Genomic DNA, 16,937 nt, shown 5'->3' on the forward strand with positions numbered 1-16,937 from the left:
GGATTGTAAGACAATGTCAATGGATCAACTGGCTGATCTGGTAAGCAAGGTCAGCGACATCGTGTGGAACAGCGTGCTGCTGTATCTGCTGGTCGGCACGGGTGTCATTTTCACCATCCGCACGCGCTTTGTGCAGGTGCGCAAGTTCGGCGCGGGCTGGAAGCGGCTGTTCGGCAGCTTCTCGCTCAAGGGCGAAAAGGCGGGCAAGGACGGCATGAGCCCGTTCCAGGCGCTCACCACCGCGATTGCGGCGCAGGTCGGCACGGGCAACATCGCGGGCGCGGCCACCGCGCTGTACTCGGGCGGCCCGGGCGCGATCTTCTGGATGTGGCTTTCCGCGTTCTTCGGCATGTCCACCATCTACGGCGAGGCCGTGCTTGCGCAGAAGTATAAAACCGTGGACAAAAACGGCCATGTGACCGGCGGCCCGATCTATTACATCAGGGCGCGCTTCACCGGCAGGTTCGGCAAGTTCCTGGCCGGCTTCTTCTCGCTGGCGATCATCTTTGCGCTGGGCTTCACCGGCAACATGGTGCAGGCCAACTCGATCAGCGTGGCGTTTAAGACTGCGTTCGGCACGCCCCAGGTCGTCATCGGCGTGATCTGCGCGGTGATCGCGGGCTTCATCTTCCTGGGCGGCGTGGGCCGTATCGCGGCGTTCACCGAAAAGGTCGTACCCGTCATGGCGATCTTTTACATGATCGGCTGCATCGGCATCCTGTGCGTCAACCACGCGGCGATCCTCCCCGCGCTCAAGTCCATTTTCGTGGCGGCGTTCGACCCACAGGCGATCCTGGGCGGCGCGGTCGGCATCACCGTGCGCGAGGCGATGCGCTACGGCGTGGCACGCGGCCTGTTCTCCAACGAGGCCGGTATGGGCTCCACCCCGCACGCGCATGCGCTGGCCAAGGTCGAAAAGCCGCAGGACCAGGGCGAGATCGCGATTGTCTCGGTGTTCATCGACACCTTTATTGTACTCACGCTCACCGCTATGGTTATTTTGACCTCGGGCCAGCTTCAGTCCGGCGTGCCGGACGGCCTGCAGGGTACTGAGCTGGCGCAGGCGGCGTTCAATGTCACGCTCGGCTCGGTCGGCAACGCGTTTGTGGCGGTGTGCATGCTGTTCTTCGCGTTCTCAACCCTCATCGGTTGGTACTTCTTCGGCGAGACCAACGTCAAGGCGTTGTTCGGCCAGAAGGCCACCAAGGTCTACGCGGCGATCGTCGTGGTGTGCATCGTGATCGGCTCGGCGCTCAAGGTCGATCTGGTGTGGAACCTGTCCGACCTGTTCAACGCCCTGATGGTGTTCCCCAACCTGATCGCGCTGCTGTTCCTGTCCGGCATTGTCGCCCGGGCGGCGCACGGCGAGGATATCACAAAAAAATAAACCCGCGGTTTTCCGGAGGCGCGCTTGCCAGCGCGCCTCCTTTTATTTTACCGCTTTGCCGTGTTAGTGTGCGTATTTGCGCGGAAATGGGAAACATAGTATAATAAAGCTTATGAAAAGAAGGAAAAGGGGGAGGCTTATGCAGCGGCTGCGCGGGAAGAACCTGCTGCTGGTCGGGTTCACATTGTTTTCCATGTTCTTTGGGGCGGGCAACCTGATCTTCCCGCCCTTCCTCGGCGCGCAGGCGGGTACGAACACCTGGCCGGCCATGGCGGGCTTTATCCTCAGCGCGATCGGCTTTCCGGTGCTGGGCGTGATCGCGGTGGCGAAGGCGGACGGCCTGCGCCGCTTGGCGGGGCGGGGGCATCCGGGCTTTGCGGCGGTGTTCACGCTGCTGGTGTACCTGTCGATCGGGCCGGGGCTTGCCATACCGCGCACGGCGAGCACCTCGTTCGAGATGGTCGCGCCGCTGGCCGGCGGCGGAGGAAGCGCGTTGCAGGCAGGCTACTCGGCCGTGTTTTTCGCCGTGGCGCTGCTGGTCGCGCTGCGGCCGGAAAAGCTGACCGACCGCCTGGGCAAGCTGCTCTGCCCGACGCTGATCGTGCTGATCGTGGCGCTGTTCCTGGGCTGTGTGGCCAGGCCGGTCGCCGCGCACTACGGCACGCCCGGGGCGGCGTATGCCTCCCTGCCAGCGGTCGAGGGCTTCCTCGGCGGGTATCAGACCATGGACACGATCGCGGCACTCAATTTCGGCGCGGTGATTGCGCTCAACATCCGCGCCAAGGGCATTGAGGAGGAGAAGCAGGTCGTGCGCGGAACGATCCGCGCGGGCTGGGTCGCGGGCGCGCTGCTGCTGGCGATTTATTCCATGCTCGCGCATGTAGGTGCGCTATCTGGAGCGGCGTTCCCCGGCGGCGAAACCGGCGCGGACACGCTGACGCGCATGGTTTCCGCGCTATTCGGCGCGCCGGGCAGCGTGCTGCTGGCGGCGATCTTTGTGATCGCGTGCCTGAACACCTGTATCGGCCTGCTGTCCTGCTGCAGCGAGTATTTCCACGGACTGATGCCGCGCGTCTCTTACCGGATGTGGGTCGTCTTTTTCGCGGCGGTCAGCATGGCCATTTCCAATATCGGGCTGGCGGGCATCCTTAAGCTGTCCACGCCGGTCCTAAACGCGATCTATCCCGCGGCGCTCGCGCTGATCCTGCTGTCGTTCGCACCCGGCCTGCACCGGCGGCGGCTGGTCTATCCGCTCACCATCGGCTTTGTGAGCGTGCAGAGCGTGGCCGCGGCGCTCGCGCAGGCGGGCGTGTCCATCCCGTGCGTCACAGCGCTGCTGGACAAGATACCGCTCGCGCCGCTCGGCTTCGGCTGGGTGCTGCCGGGCTTGGCGGGGCTTCTGCTTGGGCTTCTGCTGTCCGGCCGGCCGGAGGAGGCGTAAAAAATAAAGAGGAGGAGGGGTGGAACGCCCCTCCTCCTCTTTATTCAGAACCCTTTTTCCTTTAGCCCTTTAACCAGCCCGATGTAAAATTCGCGCACATCAAAGCCGGGGATGTCCTCGCGCATCAGATCCACCACATCGCCATGCGACACGCCGCGCCGGCCGGACGCGGAAAGATTGCCGAGGAAATGCCCCCATTCTGCGGAGGAGCGGGCAACCAGCCCGTCGTTTGCCTCGCGGTCGTATTTGCGCACCAGATGCCAGGTCAGGTTGAGGGGGAAGCCCGCGCTCGACGGCTTTTGCATCGTGCTCATCACGCTCTGGTAAAACACGCCCTCCTGGTCGGGCGTTTCGCGGTTAAAGCACAGGCAGTTCTCCCGCGTGAGATCGCGCACGCCGCCGAGGAAATCCGGCGAGGCGTCGCCGAGCGTGCGGAACAGGCCGTTGTACCGGCGCTCCATCCAGGCGATCACGCCTTTCGGCAGGGTGCGTAGCAGCTCCTCCGCGAAGATGCAGCCGCGGTGCGGGGTGTTGACCGTGGTCAGGGACGCGACGTGCGGCGCAAGCCCCAGACGGGTGATCGCGTAGCGGCTGTCCAGTCCGCCCTTGGAGTGGGCGATCAGGTTGACCTTTTCCGCGCCGGTTTCCCGCAGAACGGCCCGCAGGCGTTCCGCCAGCTCGGCGGCGCTCTGCGCCACCGGCAGGGCGGACTGCTGCCCGCCGTAAAAAACGGTCGCGCCGCAGCGGGTCAGTGCCCGCGGGATGCGGCCCCAGTAGTTGACCAGCTGCCAGTCGCGGAAAAAGATGCCGTGAACCAGCACGATCGGGTAGCGCGTTTCACAGTCGCGGTTTTCCGCGTGGACGGCCTCGTTTTCCAGGCGGGAAAGCTCGAAATAATACTCATGCCGCACGGCTTTGAGCACGCGGTAGAACAGGTACAGATTGAAAAGCGGCACCCACCAGCACAGCAGGAGCAGCACCCGCCAGACCACGCGCAAGTGCTTGGAGGTGAGCAGCACGCGGAAAAAGCCGTTGACGAGCAGCGCGCCCACCAGCGGCACGAAAAGCAGCAGGTTCGCGGCGAGGAATACCCAGTCCGGCGCGGCGCCCAGCGCCGGGACCGCGCGGTGCAGCGCGCCCGTCGCCAGAAGAAGCGGGTAAAACGCCATTTCCGCCAGGATCACAAAAAATGCCACAAACAGCAGCTCGTAGCCGCCGAGCAGCGCGCGCAGGCGGTGCGTCGCCCCCTTGGCGCGCCGCGGACGGATATGGAACCAAAGATAGTACGCCAGCAGGCCGAACAGCAGCGGCAGCGTCAGCCAGTCGGGCGGTGGCGCCAGCGTTTCCAGCAGCGCTAGGTTTGCCAGCACGAACACCAGCAGCACCCGCAGAAAGCGTTTGCAGTACTCCATCGATCATCTTTCCCCCTTGCCAGGCCAGTATACCATAAAATGCTGCAGAAAAAAAGCCGGGAGGCCGTAAATGGCCACCCGGCGGCGGGTGCTTCCGCTTACATCAGGTCGAGCAGCTTGTAGCAGCGCGCCTTGGTATAGCTCTGCTTGAAGCTGGCCGCGGCGAGCTGGCCCGCAGTCTCGTCCTCGCTCTGGGCGGCGGCGTTTTCTGCGCCCTTGTCGCGCTCCTCCACCCAGGTCTTATAGCTGGCTTCCTCGGAGGCGTACTGGTCCGCGTTGAGGACGGTCGCCAGATAGTCGTACATCTCGCTGAGCAGGGTGTCCCAAGCCTCGAACGAGGTGGAGGTCAGCTCCAGCTCCTCCTCCGGCGTCGCGGCAGCAGAGATCTTCTGGTCGTTTGCCTCCTGCTCGTCGATGCGGTTGCTGAACATCTGCTTCTGCTGTTCCTGCTTCTGCTGGGTCTCCTCCTGGCGCTGGGCGGCCTCCTGCGCCTCGGTCAGCTGCTTTTGCAGGTCTTCGACCTGCTTTTTCTGGTCGTCGGTCAGGGTGTCGTCCGCGGCGAGCGAATCCAGCTTGCCCGCGGCTGCGTCATATTTCTGATCGCTCAGGTAGCTCTGCGCTTCCTGGATATCCGCGGCGAACTGATTGTCAGCCTGCGCGGTCTGCGCCTTCTGGATCATTTCCTCGATCGCGGCGTACAGCGTGGAATCCGGATCGGTGACGCGGTTCTGCAGCTGCTTGAGCGCGGCGACCGCTTCCGTGTACTGGCCGTTGTCCATGTAATCCTGTGCGTCTTGATAATCGCGCAGAAGCTGGATGGTCGCGTCCAGCGCGGATGGGTCCTTGGCCTCGGCCTGCGCGGCGAGGTAGTATTCGAGCGCTTGGTCGAAATCGCCGCGGTTCATATACTTTTCCGCCAGAGTAAGGTTTTCGTCCGGCTGGCGGGACAGGAAAAACCAGACGCCGCCCCCGATCAGGGCGAGCACCAGGATGACGACCAGGGCGATCACCGCGCCCTTTTTGCCCTTGCTGGGCTTGCGGTAGGGCCGGTAGTCCGGCTCATCGCGGCGCTCAAAGCGCGTGGTGTGCGGGTCGTCCGGCGTACCCGCCGCGCGGCGGACGGGCGGCATGTCGATGGGCGGCAGCTCGTCGGGCGCGGGGGCGCGCGGGTCGGTCGCGCCGAGCGGGTCGGAAGACGCCGCGCCGCCGGCCGAGGGGTGCGCGTCGCGCATGGCGGCGTCAAAGGCCGAGGTGTCGATCGGGCCGTTCAGCTCCTCCGGCAGGGTGGTGAAAACGGCGGTTTCGTCGTTCACGCCGGCCTGCTCGACGGGCGCGCCGCAGAAAGGACAGAATTTGCCCGCGATGGGCAGCTCCTTGCCGCAGTTCTTGCAAAGCATAGGTGGGTTCCTCCTCTGAAACAATACGATTCAATACACTTTAGTATAGCACGGGGGAAAAAGGTTGTAAACCTCCCTCTGCGTTGGACGGTCGGGGGGATTGGGTTCCGGCGGGCGGCCGGGAAAAACGGAAGCCTTTCCAGCGGATACCGCCTCCAGCGGGGCGGGGCATAGGGGAAAATATGGAAATGCGCATTGTAGCGAAACTGAAACCGCGCTTTCGCTTGACAAGCCCGCCGGTCAACCGTAAAATGAAGATATTACGGTTCATACAGGGGGAAGCATTACCTTGAAAAGACGTGTTTTGAGCGGCCTGTTGGCCGCGGTCCTGCTTTTTACGACCGCCTTTGCCGCGGGCGCCGATCCGGTGCCGGAGGAGGAGACCCAACCAGCCGTGCTGACCTATGCGGTCGCGCTGCCCGAAGGCGCGGACGACAGTCGGATGGACGATGAGACAATGGAGCGGGTGCGCGCCGTATTGGAGCGGCGGCTGGCACAGCTCGACCTGGCGCAGGCGGAGGTGTCGTTCTCGGACGATCGGGCGGCGGTCACCGTGACCCTGCCCGTGGACGCACCCGACGAAGGCGTGGCGGAATTCCTTGCCCTGCAAGGCCGGCTTTCCTTCACGGACGCGGACGGGAAAGCATGGCTGACCGGCGCGGACGTATCCGCGGCCGAAGCGGGGCTGTCCGCGTCTGCCGAAGGGGAAGAGGCGCAGACTGCATACATATTGCTGACGCTGACGGATGAGGGACGGCGGGCATATGCCGAAGCGCAGGCCGCATTGGATGCGCGAGAGGATGGCAGCAGCACGCTGTCCGCTGTGCTTGACGGCGCAACCATCGCACAGGCGGCGCCCGGGGAGCAGGAGGGCGGCGACCTGCTGCTGACCGGCGATTTTACCGAGGACGAGGCGAAGCTGCTCGTCGCCCGCATCATGGCGGGCGAGCTACCCGTTGCGCTTACGCTGACGGACGCACCCAGCCAGCCCGCTGTGCCGGAGGAGCCGTCCGAGCCGTCCTTCCCCGATATCGCGGGCCACTGGGCGGCCGCAGAGCTGGAACGCGCGGTCGAGCTGGGGCTGCTCAACGGCGTGGACGGGAAAATGCTGCCTGACAATCCGGTTAAGCGCTCGGAGGCCATCGTCATCCTCAACCGGACGCTCGGCGCGTCGGTGCAGGACGCTACTGCGGGCCTGAAAAACGTGCCGCAGAACGCCTGGTATGCGGCCGATCTGGGAAAAGCGATCCATCTGGGGCTGATCGGCGCGGACGACAGCCGGAATTTCGACGCTGCCGCGACCCGCGCGGAGGCGTTCGTGCTGCTCGCCCGCGCGTTTGCCTATGACAGGGCGGAAGCCGCGTCCGATGTGCTGGACGCCTTTACGGATACCGCCTCCATGACCGCGGAGCAGAAGCAGGCGGCCGCAGCGCTGGTCGCGGCGGGGGTCGTCAACGGCGACACCGAAACCACGCTTGCGCCGTCCGGCGCGCTGACCCGCGCGCAGTTCGTGACCATGCTGCTGCGCATCGTCCCCTACTTCCCGACTGAGGACGCGGACCTGTCCGCGCTGACCGGCGGCGCGCTGCTGACCGGTAGCACGGTCGAGCTGTCCGGCTCCGCGCCGGCGGGCGACCGTGTGTTTGCCTGCGGCACAGAGGAAGTGACGCTCTCGGGCGTGACGGCGGACGGCCGCGTCGTACTCAAGGGCGCGGAGGCGGTCAAGCTGACCGCTTCAAAGGATACCGCGCTGTCCGTCCTTGCCGTCGATCCGGCGGGTACGGCCGAGGTGACGCTGCGGGACGATTCGCACGCGGATACACTGGTAATCGCGGGTACTGGCGGCGCGGTAGCCTGCCAGGGCGAGGCGTCCAACATCGAGATCACCGCCTCGAACCGCACGATCGACCTGTCCGGCATGGAAGCGGACACGCTCACCGTCACCGGCAGCGGCAACACCATCGTGGTGGACGGCGCGGTGCGCGCGGTATCGGTCAACGCAGGCGCGGCGGGCAACACGCTGACCCTGAATAAGAAGGTGGAGACGCTGCTTGTTGCGGGTGTCGGCACTAAGGTAGACGGAAAGGGAAAAGCGGAATCGGTCGATATCCGCGCCGTGGATTGCGAGGTTTCGCTCAGCGCGGACTCCAAGATCGAAAACATCGACACGGGCCTGGCGGGGGTCACAATCGAAATGGACGTGCCGGCTTCGGTCAAGGCGGGCGGTTCGCTGCTGACCAAGGTCAGCTTCACGGGCGTGAGCGAGGAAAAGCTCTGCTCGGCCCAGTGGTATCAGAACGGCCAGCCGCTGGAGGCGTACCGCAACAGCCGGTTCGCGCTGACCGCGGACAAGACTTCCAGCCATACAACCTATTTCACCTTTACCAAGGATATGGAAACCAGCGTAACGATTGGCTTCCGGCTGACCTACGACAACCCTTCCACCGGCGAAACCGAGGAACTGTACGCGGAAAAGACCGTGCCGATCGAGAATTACTCGGACGAATGGTATTACCAGCGGGACGTTAACCGCGTGCTGAATCTGGTGTCCTCCACCTATCGGGGCAACTACACCACGGCCTATGCGGTCAATAACGACTATGAAACCTATGAAAAAGAGGTCTGGGTCAACGCGAAGGGCTATTCGAGCAGCACCAAATACCTGCTCTGGATCAACCGCGCCTACCAGCATGTCAACGTGTTTGAAGGCTCGAAGGGCAACTGGAAGCTGATAAAATCTTTCCTGGTCGGCACGGGCGCGGCCAGCACCCCGACCCCGACCGGCCTGACCACGGTTTCCTACAAGTCCGCGGGAGGCTGGACGACCAGCACCTATACCGTGCGGCCGGTGGTCGGCTTCTATCCGGGAACGGGCTATGCCTTCCATTCGCGCCTGTGCTATCCGGGAACGGATACCGAATATGATTACAGCGCGGGCTATCCGATCTCGCACGGGTGCGTGCGCATGTACAAGAGCGATATCTGGTGGATTTACAACAATATTCCGGTCGGCACGACGGTCGCGATATTCTGACGACGCCGGTAACAGGAAAGCGCCTGCGGGCGCTTTCCTGTTTTTTTCATGCGCCCGCCCTCTCCCTGCGGGCTGGACGAGGAAAGGGTTTTTCTTGGTTCAGCGCGGGAAAGGACGCTGCACAATACGGGCAGGACACTTGCGTGCAAGCATGTTGAACAAGCGGACAAAAGGGATAAAATACGCTTTTGTGGGTTTCAACAAGCGACGGTATTTGACATTTTTGCAGGACAGGAGTAAAATATATGCATAATGAACGATTCAAGCGGAAGGAGCAAGCCCGATATGACGACACAGCCGTCCTTTGTCAACCCAGTGCTTTTGCAGGAGCTCAGCGAGAGCTTCCGCCTGCATAACCAGATCCCGTCGGATCTGTATACCCGCTTCCGCATCAAGCGCGGCCTGCGCAACGCGGACGGCACGGGCGTCCTGGTCGGCGCGAGCCGCCTGGGCAACGTTCACGGCTACATACTCAACGAGGGCGAGCGCGAGCCGATCGAGGGCCGCCTGACCTACCGCGGCTATAATGTGTACGACCTGATCCACGGCCTGGAGCAGGAGGACCGCTTCGGGTTTGAGGAGGTCGGCTACCTGCTGATGTGCGGCGCGCTGCCCACCCGCCGCCAGCTGGACGAATTCCAGCGCTCGATCGGCCTGGAACGCGCGCTGCCCGATAATTTTACCGAGGATATGATTATGCGCGCGCCGAGTCGGGACATTATGAACAAGCTCGCGGGCGCCACGCTCGCGCTTTACTCCTACGACCCCAATCCGGACGAGACGACGGTCGAAAACATCATGCGGCAGGGCATCAGCCTGATGGCCAAGTTTCCGGTTATCATTTCGCATGCGTATCAGGCCAAGCGCCGGTATTTCGACGGGGATTCCATGTTTCTGCATGTACCCGACCCTGACCGCTCCACGGCGGAGAACATTCTGCATCTGGTTCGGCCGAACGGCAAGTATTCGGACGACGAGGCCAAGCTGCTCGACCGCTGCCTGATTCTGCACGCCGAGCATGGCGGCGGCAACAACTCCTCCTTCACTGTGCGTGTCACCTCCTCGTCGGGTACGGATACCTATTCCGCGATCGCGGCGGCGGTTTCCGCGCTCAAGGGGCCGCGGCACGGCGGCGCTAACCTGCGCGTCGTGCGGCAGTTTGAGGAGATGAAAGAAAACATCAGCGACTGGACGGACGAGGGCGCGGTCGCGGACTACCTCTGCAAGATCCTGGACGGGGAAGCGGGCGACGGGTCCGGCCTGATCTACGGTATGGGCCACGCCATCTATACATTGAGCGACCCGCGCGCGGTGGCGCTCAAAAAAGCCGCGCGCCCCCTGGCGGAGAGCAAGGGCTTCAGTCGGGAAATGGATCTGATCGAGTTGGTTGAAAAGCTCACGCCGGCCATTTTCGCGGAGAAAAAAGGCAGCGACAAGCCCATGTGCGCCAATGTGGACATGTATTCCGGCCTGGTGTATAAAATGCTCGGCCTGCCGAAGTCGCTGTATACGCCGCTGTTTGCAACCGCGCGTATCGTCGGCTGGATGGCGCACCGCCTGGAGGAGGTCACCACGGGCGGCAAGATCATCCGTCCGGCTTACAAGCCGCTCTGCAAATCCGTGGTATACAAAAATCTGGACGAACGCGGATAAGGCGATTAAAAAAGCGTGTTTCCCCAAGAGGGAAACACGCTTTTTTCAAATGGATGCGTGGCGGGCGCGGGGGAAAGGGCGCGCTCAGAGCGAAGCCTTCCAAAGCCCGTGCAGGTTGCAGAATTCGTAAACCGCTTCCGCTTTTTCGCCCTCGGCAAGGCGGAACACGGCCTCCGGCGCTCCAGTGTGGTCGAGTACGGCGCGGTGTACGGCCTTATCGGTCACCAGCCAGATGAACGCGATGTGATGCTCCTCGGTCATGGGATGGGTCACCTCGCCGACGCAGGCACGGATCACATCGCCCTCGGCCTTGACGACCGGAACGTGCTTCTCCATGGCGCCGTCGGTCTCGCCGGCCTTGAATTCCTTCATTGGCTCGCCGCAGCAGATCACTGGAACGCCGTGATCCTCGATCTTCTCAATGATGTTGCCGCAGTGCATGCACTTGTAAATTTTTAACTCCATAACGAAACTCCTCCTTTGCGTGTCTATTATGCCACGCGGTCCTGTGTTTACGCGCGCGGGAGGGGAAAAATACCCGCGCCGCGCGCCCGATGAGAGCAGCCGTTTCCGGCGGCCCGCTATAAAAAGCCGGCCAGTGCGTCCGGCTCCTTATCCTGGTGAAGATACCCCTGTCCAGCCGCGTCAATAGCCGCGTCGGCCGTCCAAAACGTCGTCGTGGTAGATCCAGTCGCGCACGCTGATGGTATCGTATGTATCGTTGTCGCGCCGGATGACCACCCGTTCGATACCCGCGTTGATAATCAGGCGCTTGCACATGGTGCAGGAATTGGCGTCGGGCATGATTTCGCCGGTGGACATGTCCCGCCCGACCAGATAGAGCGTCGCGCCGAGCATCTGTTCGCGCGGCGCCGCGATGATGGCGTTGGCCTCGGCATGGACCGAGCGGCAGAACTCGTACCGTTCGCCGCGCGGGATGCCCAGCTTCTGCCGGATGCAGGTGCCGATGTCGATGCAGTTCTCGCGGCCGCGCGGCGCGCCGGTGTAGCCGGTGGAAACGATCACGTCGTTTTTGACGATCACCGCGCCGAAATTGCGCCGCAGGCAGGTGCCGCGCTCGAGCGCGACCTGCGCCATATCCAGATAATAGTTGTCCTTATCCCGCCGGTTCATAACATGCCTCCTGGAATAAATACGGATTCAGCCGGAAAGCACGCCGCCCTCCAGATACAGCCGCCGCGCGGCGCGGGCGGCCGCCGTATGGTCATGCGTGATGAGTACGACCGTGTTGCCCCGCTCATGCAGCCCGTCGAGCAGGGAAAGCACCTCGGCCGCCGCTTCCGGGTCGAGTCCGGCCGTGGGCTCGTCCGCCAGAACGACGCAGGGGCGCGTGACCACCGCGCGCGCGATCGCGACGCGCTGCTGCTGGCCGCCGGAAAGCTGGTTTGGCTTGTGTGCCGTGCGGTGGGACAGGCCGACCGCACGCAGAGCCTCCGCGGCGCGCGCCAGCCGCTCCGGCCGCGCCACGCCCTGCAGGGTGAGCGGCAGGGCGACGTTCTCCAGCGCGGTCATGCCTGGGATGAGCTGGAAGCGCTGGAACACAAAGCCGATCTTCTCGCCGCGCAGGCGGGCGAGTGCCTGCGGCGGCAGGTCGGAAACGTCGGTCCCGCCGAGCAGGTAGCGGCCCTCGGTCAGCGTATCGAGCAGGCCGAGAATGTGCATCAGCGTGGACTTGCCCGAGCCGGACGCGCCGGTGATCGAAACATAGTCGCCGCGCCGGACGGACAGGTTGACGCCGCGCAGCGCGCAAACGCCGCTTCTGTCATATATTTTACTCGCATGGACAAGCTTTAGCAAGGCATTTCCCCCTTTTTCTTTTTTATTTTGGGAGGAAAAGCGCAAACTATACGCCGGCGGGACGCAGGGGGACGGAAAAGCCCGCCGGCAGACACGCCGCCGGCGGGCTTTTTTTCTCTGGCCGGGCGTTACAGCTCCGGTAGGTTCTTTTTCCAGAGGCCGCTCCGGTAAAACCAGAAGGAGATGCCGGTACCCAGTAGCCAGCCGATCGGCCAGGAGAGCCAGATGCCAAGCTCCTGCCAGAACCGGAACAGCAAAACCGAGAAGCCCACGCGCAGGATCAGGTCGGAGAACGTCGTCACCATGAACAGCCGCATGGCGCCCGCGCCGCGCAGCACGCTGTCGCACACGAATTTGACGCATAGCAGGCCGTAGAACGGCGCTACGATAAACAGGAACTGCCGCCCCACGCCGATCACGCCCGACGCGCTGCCCGCGGGGACGAACAGGCCGACGAGCGGGTTGGCCAGCAGCATGTAAAGCGCGGTGAAAATCATCGCGAGGCCGATGGAATAGCAGGCACCCGCCCTAAGTCCGGGCGGGATGCGGTCCAGCCTGCGCGCGCCGATGTTCTGCGCCACATAGCTTGACAGGCCGGAGGAGAACGACATGCAGCAGGTCAGCGCGAACATATTGACCTTGGTTGCGGCGGAAAAGCCCGCGATGACCGTCGCGCCGCACAGGTTGACATAATACTGGATGATGACGTTGCCGACCGAGACAAAGCTCTGCTGGGCGATCGAGGGGATGCCGTAGCCCACCAGCCGGCGCAGCATATCGAACGAAAAAAGCAGGAAATGGCCGCCCGTATCGAACGCATGCACGCGGCGCAGGAGCAACAGGAACGCCAGCACGCCCGCGCAGCCCTGGGCGATGAACGTCGCCCAGGCGACACCTGCGACGCCCCAGTGGAAAACCGCGACAAAAACCAGGTCGAGGATCACGTTGCTCACCGAGGACAGGATCAGCAGGACCAGCGGTGTGCGGCTGTCGCCCATGGCGTTGAAGATGCCCGTACACACATTGTAGAGGAACAGGAACAGCAGGCCGAAAACGTAAACGCGTAGGTAGAGCGCGCCGTCGGAAAAAATATCGGCCGGCGTTTTCAGCGCGTCCATGACCGTGTCCGTTCCCAGTGCGCCGGCCAGCGTCAGCAGCAGCGCGACCGCAGTTGTGGTCAGCAACGCGGTAGAAACCGCGCTTTTCATGCGCACATAGCGCCTGGCGCCGAACAACTGGGAAACCAGTACGCTTGTGCCGATGTTGATGCCGGTCGCCACGGCCATGAAAAGCTGGGTGACCGGATAGCTCGCGCCCACTGCGGCGAGCGCCAGCTCGCCCGCCTGGACGGAAACGGCGAAACGGCCGACAATGACCGAGTCGGCCATCTGGTAGAGCTGCTGGAACGCCACGCTGAGAAGAAGCGGTAGCGAGAACCAGAACAGCTTTTGCGAGGGCTTGCCCTCGGTCAGATCAGTAGTCAAAAGGATACACCTTCCAAGGTAGAGAAATGGAATCCCCCGAAATCGGGGGATTCCTGCGTTTTGTTTTCAGTTTTGCGCGCGTTTTTTCTGCTGGGCGGAGATCACAAGAATCGCGCAGAACAGCAGGATCACGCCGACGACCAGGGCGACGAAGCCGTTGCCGCAGAAGCCACCGACCAAATAACCGATGAAGCAGAACACCGCTACCATCAGCGCGTAGGGAATCTGCGTGGAGACGTGGTCGATATGGTTGCACTGCGCGCCCGCCGAGGCAAGGATGGTCGTGTCCGAGATCGGGGAGATGTGGTCGCCGCAGACCGCGCCGGACAGGCAGGCCGCGACTGTCATGACCAGCATGGTGCTGGGTGCGTCGCCGAAGACCGCGACCGCGATCGGGATCAGGATGCCGAACGTACCCCAGGAGGTGCCGGTGGCGAATGCGAGGCCGAGCGCGATCAGGAAGAAGATCGCGGGCATCAGCACGGATACCATGGAATCGCCGTTGACAATCGAGGATACATAGCCGCCGATGTTGAGATAATCCTCCGAGCAGACGCCGGACAGCGTCCACGCTAGCGTCAGGATCATGATGGCAGGCACCATGGCCTTGAAGCCTTCGGTGAACGCCTCGCAGAACTGGCTGAACGTCAGGATCTTGCGCGGGATATACAGCAGGAAGGTGAATATCAGCGTAAAGAACGAGCCGAGTACCAGCGAGGTCGAGGAGGAGCAGTTGGCGAACGCGTCGATGATGTTCGCGCCCTCCAGAATGCCGCCCGTGTACAGCATGGCCGAAATGCACAGGACGATCAGCACACAGATCGGCAGGATCAGGTCGTATACCTTGCCCGTGCCGCCGACCACATGGTTTTCCTCCACGCTGGAAAGCTCGTCCTTCTTATGCTCGGCCTCATATTTACCCATGGGACCGAAGTCGAAGTCCGCCGCCATCAGCCATATCAGGAACATGAGCGTCAGGAGTGCGTACAGGTTCATCGGGATGGTCTGAAGGAACAGTGAGAAGCCGTCCATCGAGCTGGATTCAGGCAGCGAGGAGCCGACCGCGGCGGCCCAGCTGGAGATCGGCGCGATGATGCAGACCGGCGCGGCGGTCGCGTCGATGATGTACGCGAGCTTGGCGCGCGTGATGCGGTACTTGTCCGTGACCGGCCGCATGACCGTGCCGACGGTCAGGCAGTTGAAATAGTCGTCCACAAAAATGAAAACGCCCAAAAACGAAGTTGCGAACGCCGCGCCGCGTCGGGTACGGATGGTCTTGACCGCCCAGTTTCCGTATGCGCGGGAAGCGCCCGATTTTGTGACGAGCGATACCAGTATGCCGAGCAGCACCAGGAAAATACAGATCTCGATATTGTCCCCCAGCTTGCTGCCCATGACCTCAAACGTGGTTTCGACCGCGTGCAGCGGGTTGAAGCCGGTGAGCAGCAGCGCGCCCGAAAGGATACCGATCAGCAGAGACGAATATACTTCCTTGGTGATGAGCGCCAGCGCGATCGCAATGACCGGCGGCAGCAATGTCCAGACGGTGGATGTCAGGTCCATATTCAGTTCCCCCTCATTCTTTTTGCAGGATCCGCAGGCTCCATGCAAGTCTATTTTATTATTCTATATGCATTTCTCTGGCTTGACAAGATGGAATCCGGCATTTACAAAACGGATTGTGTAAATTTGTGCAATCTGTGCGGAAAGAGCGGGGGAGAAAAGGGGGATTTGTCAAATATCCTTCGCACGGCGGTAGCGGCGCCACTCCGCGAGCGCTTCCCGCCGCAGGGCGAACACGCCGACCAGGTTGGGCAGCGCCATCAGCCCGTTGAACGTATCCGAAAGCGCCCAGGCCAGGTCGAGCCGCATCGTGCAGCCGAGAGCAGCCGCGGCGATGAACAGTGCCTTGTAAAGCAGCGCGGACCGGCTGCCGAACAGGTACTCAGCCGCCCGCTGTCCATAATAGGACCAGCCGAGCAGGGTGGAAAACGCGAACAGCACCAGCGATACCGCGACAAAGCCGCCGCCGAGCGGGCCGAACACGGTAGAGAACGCCGCGGCGGTGAGCGCGGCGCCGGTCTGGAGTTGGGCGAGCAGCGGCGTACCCGCGGCAAGGCCGTACTGCGCGGCGTCGTAAACGCCGGAGGTCAGGATGACCAGCGCGGTCACGGTACACATCACGATCGTGTCGAAAAACACCTCGAATACCGCCCACATCCCCTGCTCGCACGGCTCTTTGGCATCCGCCGCAGCATGCACCATGACGGAAGAACCCAAGCCGGCCTCGTTGGAAAACACGCCGCGCGATACGCCGATGCGGATGGCCTGCGCCATGCCGTAGCCCAGCACGCCGCCCGCGCCCGCCTGCCAGTCGAACGCGCAGGCGACGATTTGTCCACAGGCCTGTGGAAGCGCAGCGCGGCCGTGCCACAGCACGGCCAGCGCACCGGCCATATAGAACAGCGCCATAAACGGGACCAGGGCTTCGGTCACGCGGGAGATACGCTTCAGCCCGCCCAGCATGACTGCGCCGAGCAACACGGCGGTCGCCAGACCGGTCGCGGGGGGCGGCACGCGGAACACGTTGGACAGGCCGCTGGCGATCGAGTTGCACTGGCTCATATTGCCGATGCCGAACGAGGCAAGGACGCAGAAAAGCGCGAACGCCGCGGCAAGGAACGGGCTGTGCAGCCCGTTCTTGAGATACAGCATGGGGCCGCCGCGCCAGGCCCCGTCCGGTCCGCGCTCGCGGTACAGCATGCCGAGCGTGTTCTCCGCGAACGCGGTCATCATGCCGAAAAAGGCGGATACCCACATCCAGAACACCGCGCCCGGCCCGCCAATGGTCAGGGCGGTGGCCACGCCCGCGATATTGCCCGTACCGACCGTCGCGGCCAGCGCGGTACACATGGTCGCAAAGGGGGAGACCGCGTTTTTCGAGCTGGTGCGCCGCGCCGCACCGGAAAAGCAGGAGAGCAGCGTCTTGCGCAGCCACAGGCCGGTATAGCGCACCTGGAACAGGCCGGTGCGCACGGTGAAATAGATGCCCGTACCGGTGAGCAGCACCAGCATGGGTACGCCCCATACAAATGCGCGCACCATTTCGTTCATCAGCGCGATTTTGTCAAGCATCATGGAATTCCCCCTTGTTCAGCGTCCATCCTAACTATATGCTTGACTTTCCGGTGAAATCCGCTATAATGGAAAAGCAACTGAAGAACAGACAGTTCGGAACCATCCTGTCTATAAACAAAACTACGGGAAAGGCTTCGATCGAAACGGAGTTCCGGTCGGGGCGGGCTGCGCCG

General features: G+C 62.9%; 12 protein-coding genes. 4 read left to right on the forward strand and 8 right to left on the reverse strand.

The window, feature by feature from the left end:
* Positions 1–19 precede the first annotated feature (19 nt).
* Together DBQ51_RS09285 and brnQ are read left to right on the forward strand one after the other, a co-directional pair.
* The gene (locus DBQ51_RS09285; RefSeq protein WP_107632163.1) at positions 20–1,387 is read left to right on the forward strand and encodes an alanine/glycine:cation symporter family protein; all 1,368 of its coding nucleotides are present in this window, start codon (positions 20–22) and stop codon (positions 1,385–1,387) included.
* Positions 1,388–1,526: 139 nt separating this feature from the next.
* Positions 1,527–2,828, forward strand: coding sequence for a branched-chain amino acid transport system II carrier protein (gene brnQ, locus DBQ51_RS09290; protein ID WP_107631372.1), 1,302 nt, complete (start codon positions 1,527–1,529; stop codon positions 2,826–2,828).
* Positions 2,829–2,872: 44 nt separating this feature from the next.
* On the opposite strand, the gene DBQ51_RS09295 is transcribed toward brnQ, so the two are convergent.
* Together DBQ51_RS09295 and DBQ51_RS09300 are read right to left on the reverse strand one after the other, a co-directional pair.
* The gene (locus tag DBQ51_RS09295) at positions 2,873–4,240 is read right to left on the reverse strand and encodes an esterase/lipase family protein (RefSeq protein ID WP_107631373.1); all 1,368 of its coding nucleotides are present in this window, start codon (positions 4,238–4,240) and stop codon (positions 2,873–2,875) included.
* A 98-nt stretch (positions 4,241–4,338) separates the two neighbouring features.
* Positions 4,339–5,637: a hypothetical protein gene (locus tag DBQ51_RS09300; protein ID WP_107631374.1), complete on the reverse strand. Its 1,299-nt coding sequence runs from the start codon at positions 5,635–5,637 to the stop codon at positions 4,339–4,341.
* A gap of 289 nt (positions 5,638–5,926) precedes the next feature.
* Between DBQ51_RS09300 and DBQ51_RS09305 the strand changes: the two genes are divergently transcribed.
* Positions 5,927–8,671, forward strand: coding sequence for an S-layer homology domain-containing protein (locus tag DBQ51_RS09305; RefSeq protein ID WP_107631375.1), 2,745 nt, complete (start codon positions 5,927–5,929; stop codon positions 8,669–8,671).
* Positions 8,672–8,956: 285 nt separating this feature from the next.
* On the forward strand, positions 8,957–10,324 hold the full coding sequence (locus DBQ51_RS09310; protein WP_054326539.1) for a citrate/2-methylcitrate synthase: 1,368 nt from the start codon (positions 8,957–8,959) through the stop codon (positions 10,322–10,324).
* 84 nt (positions 10,325–10,408) lie between these two features.
* Here DBQ51_RS09310 and DBQ51_RS09315 read toward each other — a convergent pair whose 3' ends face one another.
* The 6 genes from DBQ51_RS09315 to DBQ51_RS09340 form a co-directional block, all read right to left on the reverse strand.
* Positions 10,409–10,789 (reverse strand): desulfoferrodoxin family protein, encoded by a 381-nt coding sequence (locus tag DBQ51_RS09315; protein WP_054326538.1) that lies wholly within the window; start codon positions 10,787–10,789, stop codon positions 10,409–10,411.
* 180 nt (positions 10,790–10,969) lie between these two features.
* Complete coding sequence (locus tag DBQ51_RS09320) at positions 10,970–11,458, reverse strand: deoxycytidylate deaminase (protein WP_054326537.1); 489 nt, start codon at positions 11,456–11,458, stop codon at positions 10,970–10,972.
* A 27-nt stretch (positions 11,459–11,485) separates the two neighbouring features.
* Positions 11,486–12,142 carry an ABC transporter ATP-binding protein gene (locus DBQ51_RS09325; protein WP_107631376.1) on the reverse strand — a complete coding sequence of 219 codons (657 nt, stop codon included), beginning with the start codon at positions 12,140–12,142 and terminating at the stop codon, positions 11,486–11,488.
* A gap of 128 nt (positions 12,143–12,270) precedes the next feature.
* Positions 12,271–13,626, reverse strand: coding sequence for an MATE family efflux transporter (locus DBQ51_RS09330; protein WP_054326535.1), 1,356 nt, complete (start codon positions 13,624–13,626; stop codon positions 12,271–12,273).
* Positions 13,627–13,692: 66 nt separating this feature from the next.
* Entirely contained in the window at positions 13,693–15,189 is a 1,497-nt protein-coding gene (locus DBQ51_RS09335; protein ID WP_407923245.1) for a Na+/H+ antiporter NhaC family protein, read from the reverse strand.
* Between the two features lie 171 nt (positions 15,190–15,360).
* Positions 15,361–16,764: an alanine/glycine:cation symporter family protein gene (locus DBQ51_RS09340; RefSeq protein WP_242977879.1), complete on the reverse strand. Its 1,404-nt coding sequence runs from the start codon at positions 16,762–16,764 to the stop codon at positions 15,361–15,363.
* Positions 16,765–16,937 lie beyond the last annotated feature (173 nt).

This window comes from Agathobaculum massiliense, assembly GCF_900291975.1.
Taxonomy (GTDB): Bacteria; Bacillota; Clostridia; order Oscillospirales; family Butyricicoccaceae; genus Agathobaculum; species Agathobaculum ammoniilyticum.

Excerpts from the sequence above, each read along its gene's own strand:
- DBQ51_RS09285 (WP_107632163.1), top strand. The coding sequence starts at position 20 with ATGGATCAACTGGCTGATCTGGTAAGCAAGGTCAGCGACATCGTGTGG.
- brnQ (WP_107631372.1), top strand. The coding sequence starts at position 1,527 with ATGCAGCGGCTGCGCGGGAAGAACCTGCTGCTGGTCGGGTTCACATTG.
- DBQ51_RS09295 (WP_107631373.1), bottom strand. The coding sequence starts at position 4,240 with ATGGAGTACTGCAAACGCTTTCTGCGGGTGCTGCTGGTGTTCGTGCTG.
- DBQ51_RS09300 (WP_107631374.1), bottom strand. The coding sequence starts at position 5,637 with ATGCTTTGCAAGAACTGCGGCAAGGAGCTGCCCATCGCGGGCAAATTC.
- DBQ51_RS09310 (WP_054326539.1), top strand. The coding sequence starts at position 8,957 with ATGACGACACAGCCGTCCTTTGTCAACCCAGTGCTTTTGCAGGAGCTC.
- DBQ51_RS09315 (WP_054326538.1), bottom strand. The coding sequence starts at position 10,789 with ATGGAGTTAAAAATTTACAAGTGCATGCACTGCGGCAACATCATTGAG.
- DBQ51_RS09320 (WP_054326537.1), bottom strand. The coding sequence starts at position 11,458 with ATGAACCGGCGGGATAAGGACAACTATTATCTGGATATGGCGCAGGTC.
- DBQ51_RS09335 (WP_407923245.1), bottom strand. The coding sequence starts at position 15,189 with ATGGACCTGACATCCACCGTCTGGACATTGCTGCCGCCGGTCATTGCG.
- DBQ51_RS09340 (WP_242977879.1), bottom strand. The coding sequence starts at position 16,764 with ATGATGCTTGACAAAATCGCGCTGATGAACGAAATGGTGCGCGCATTT.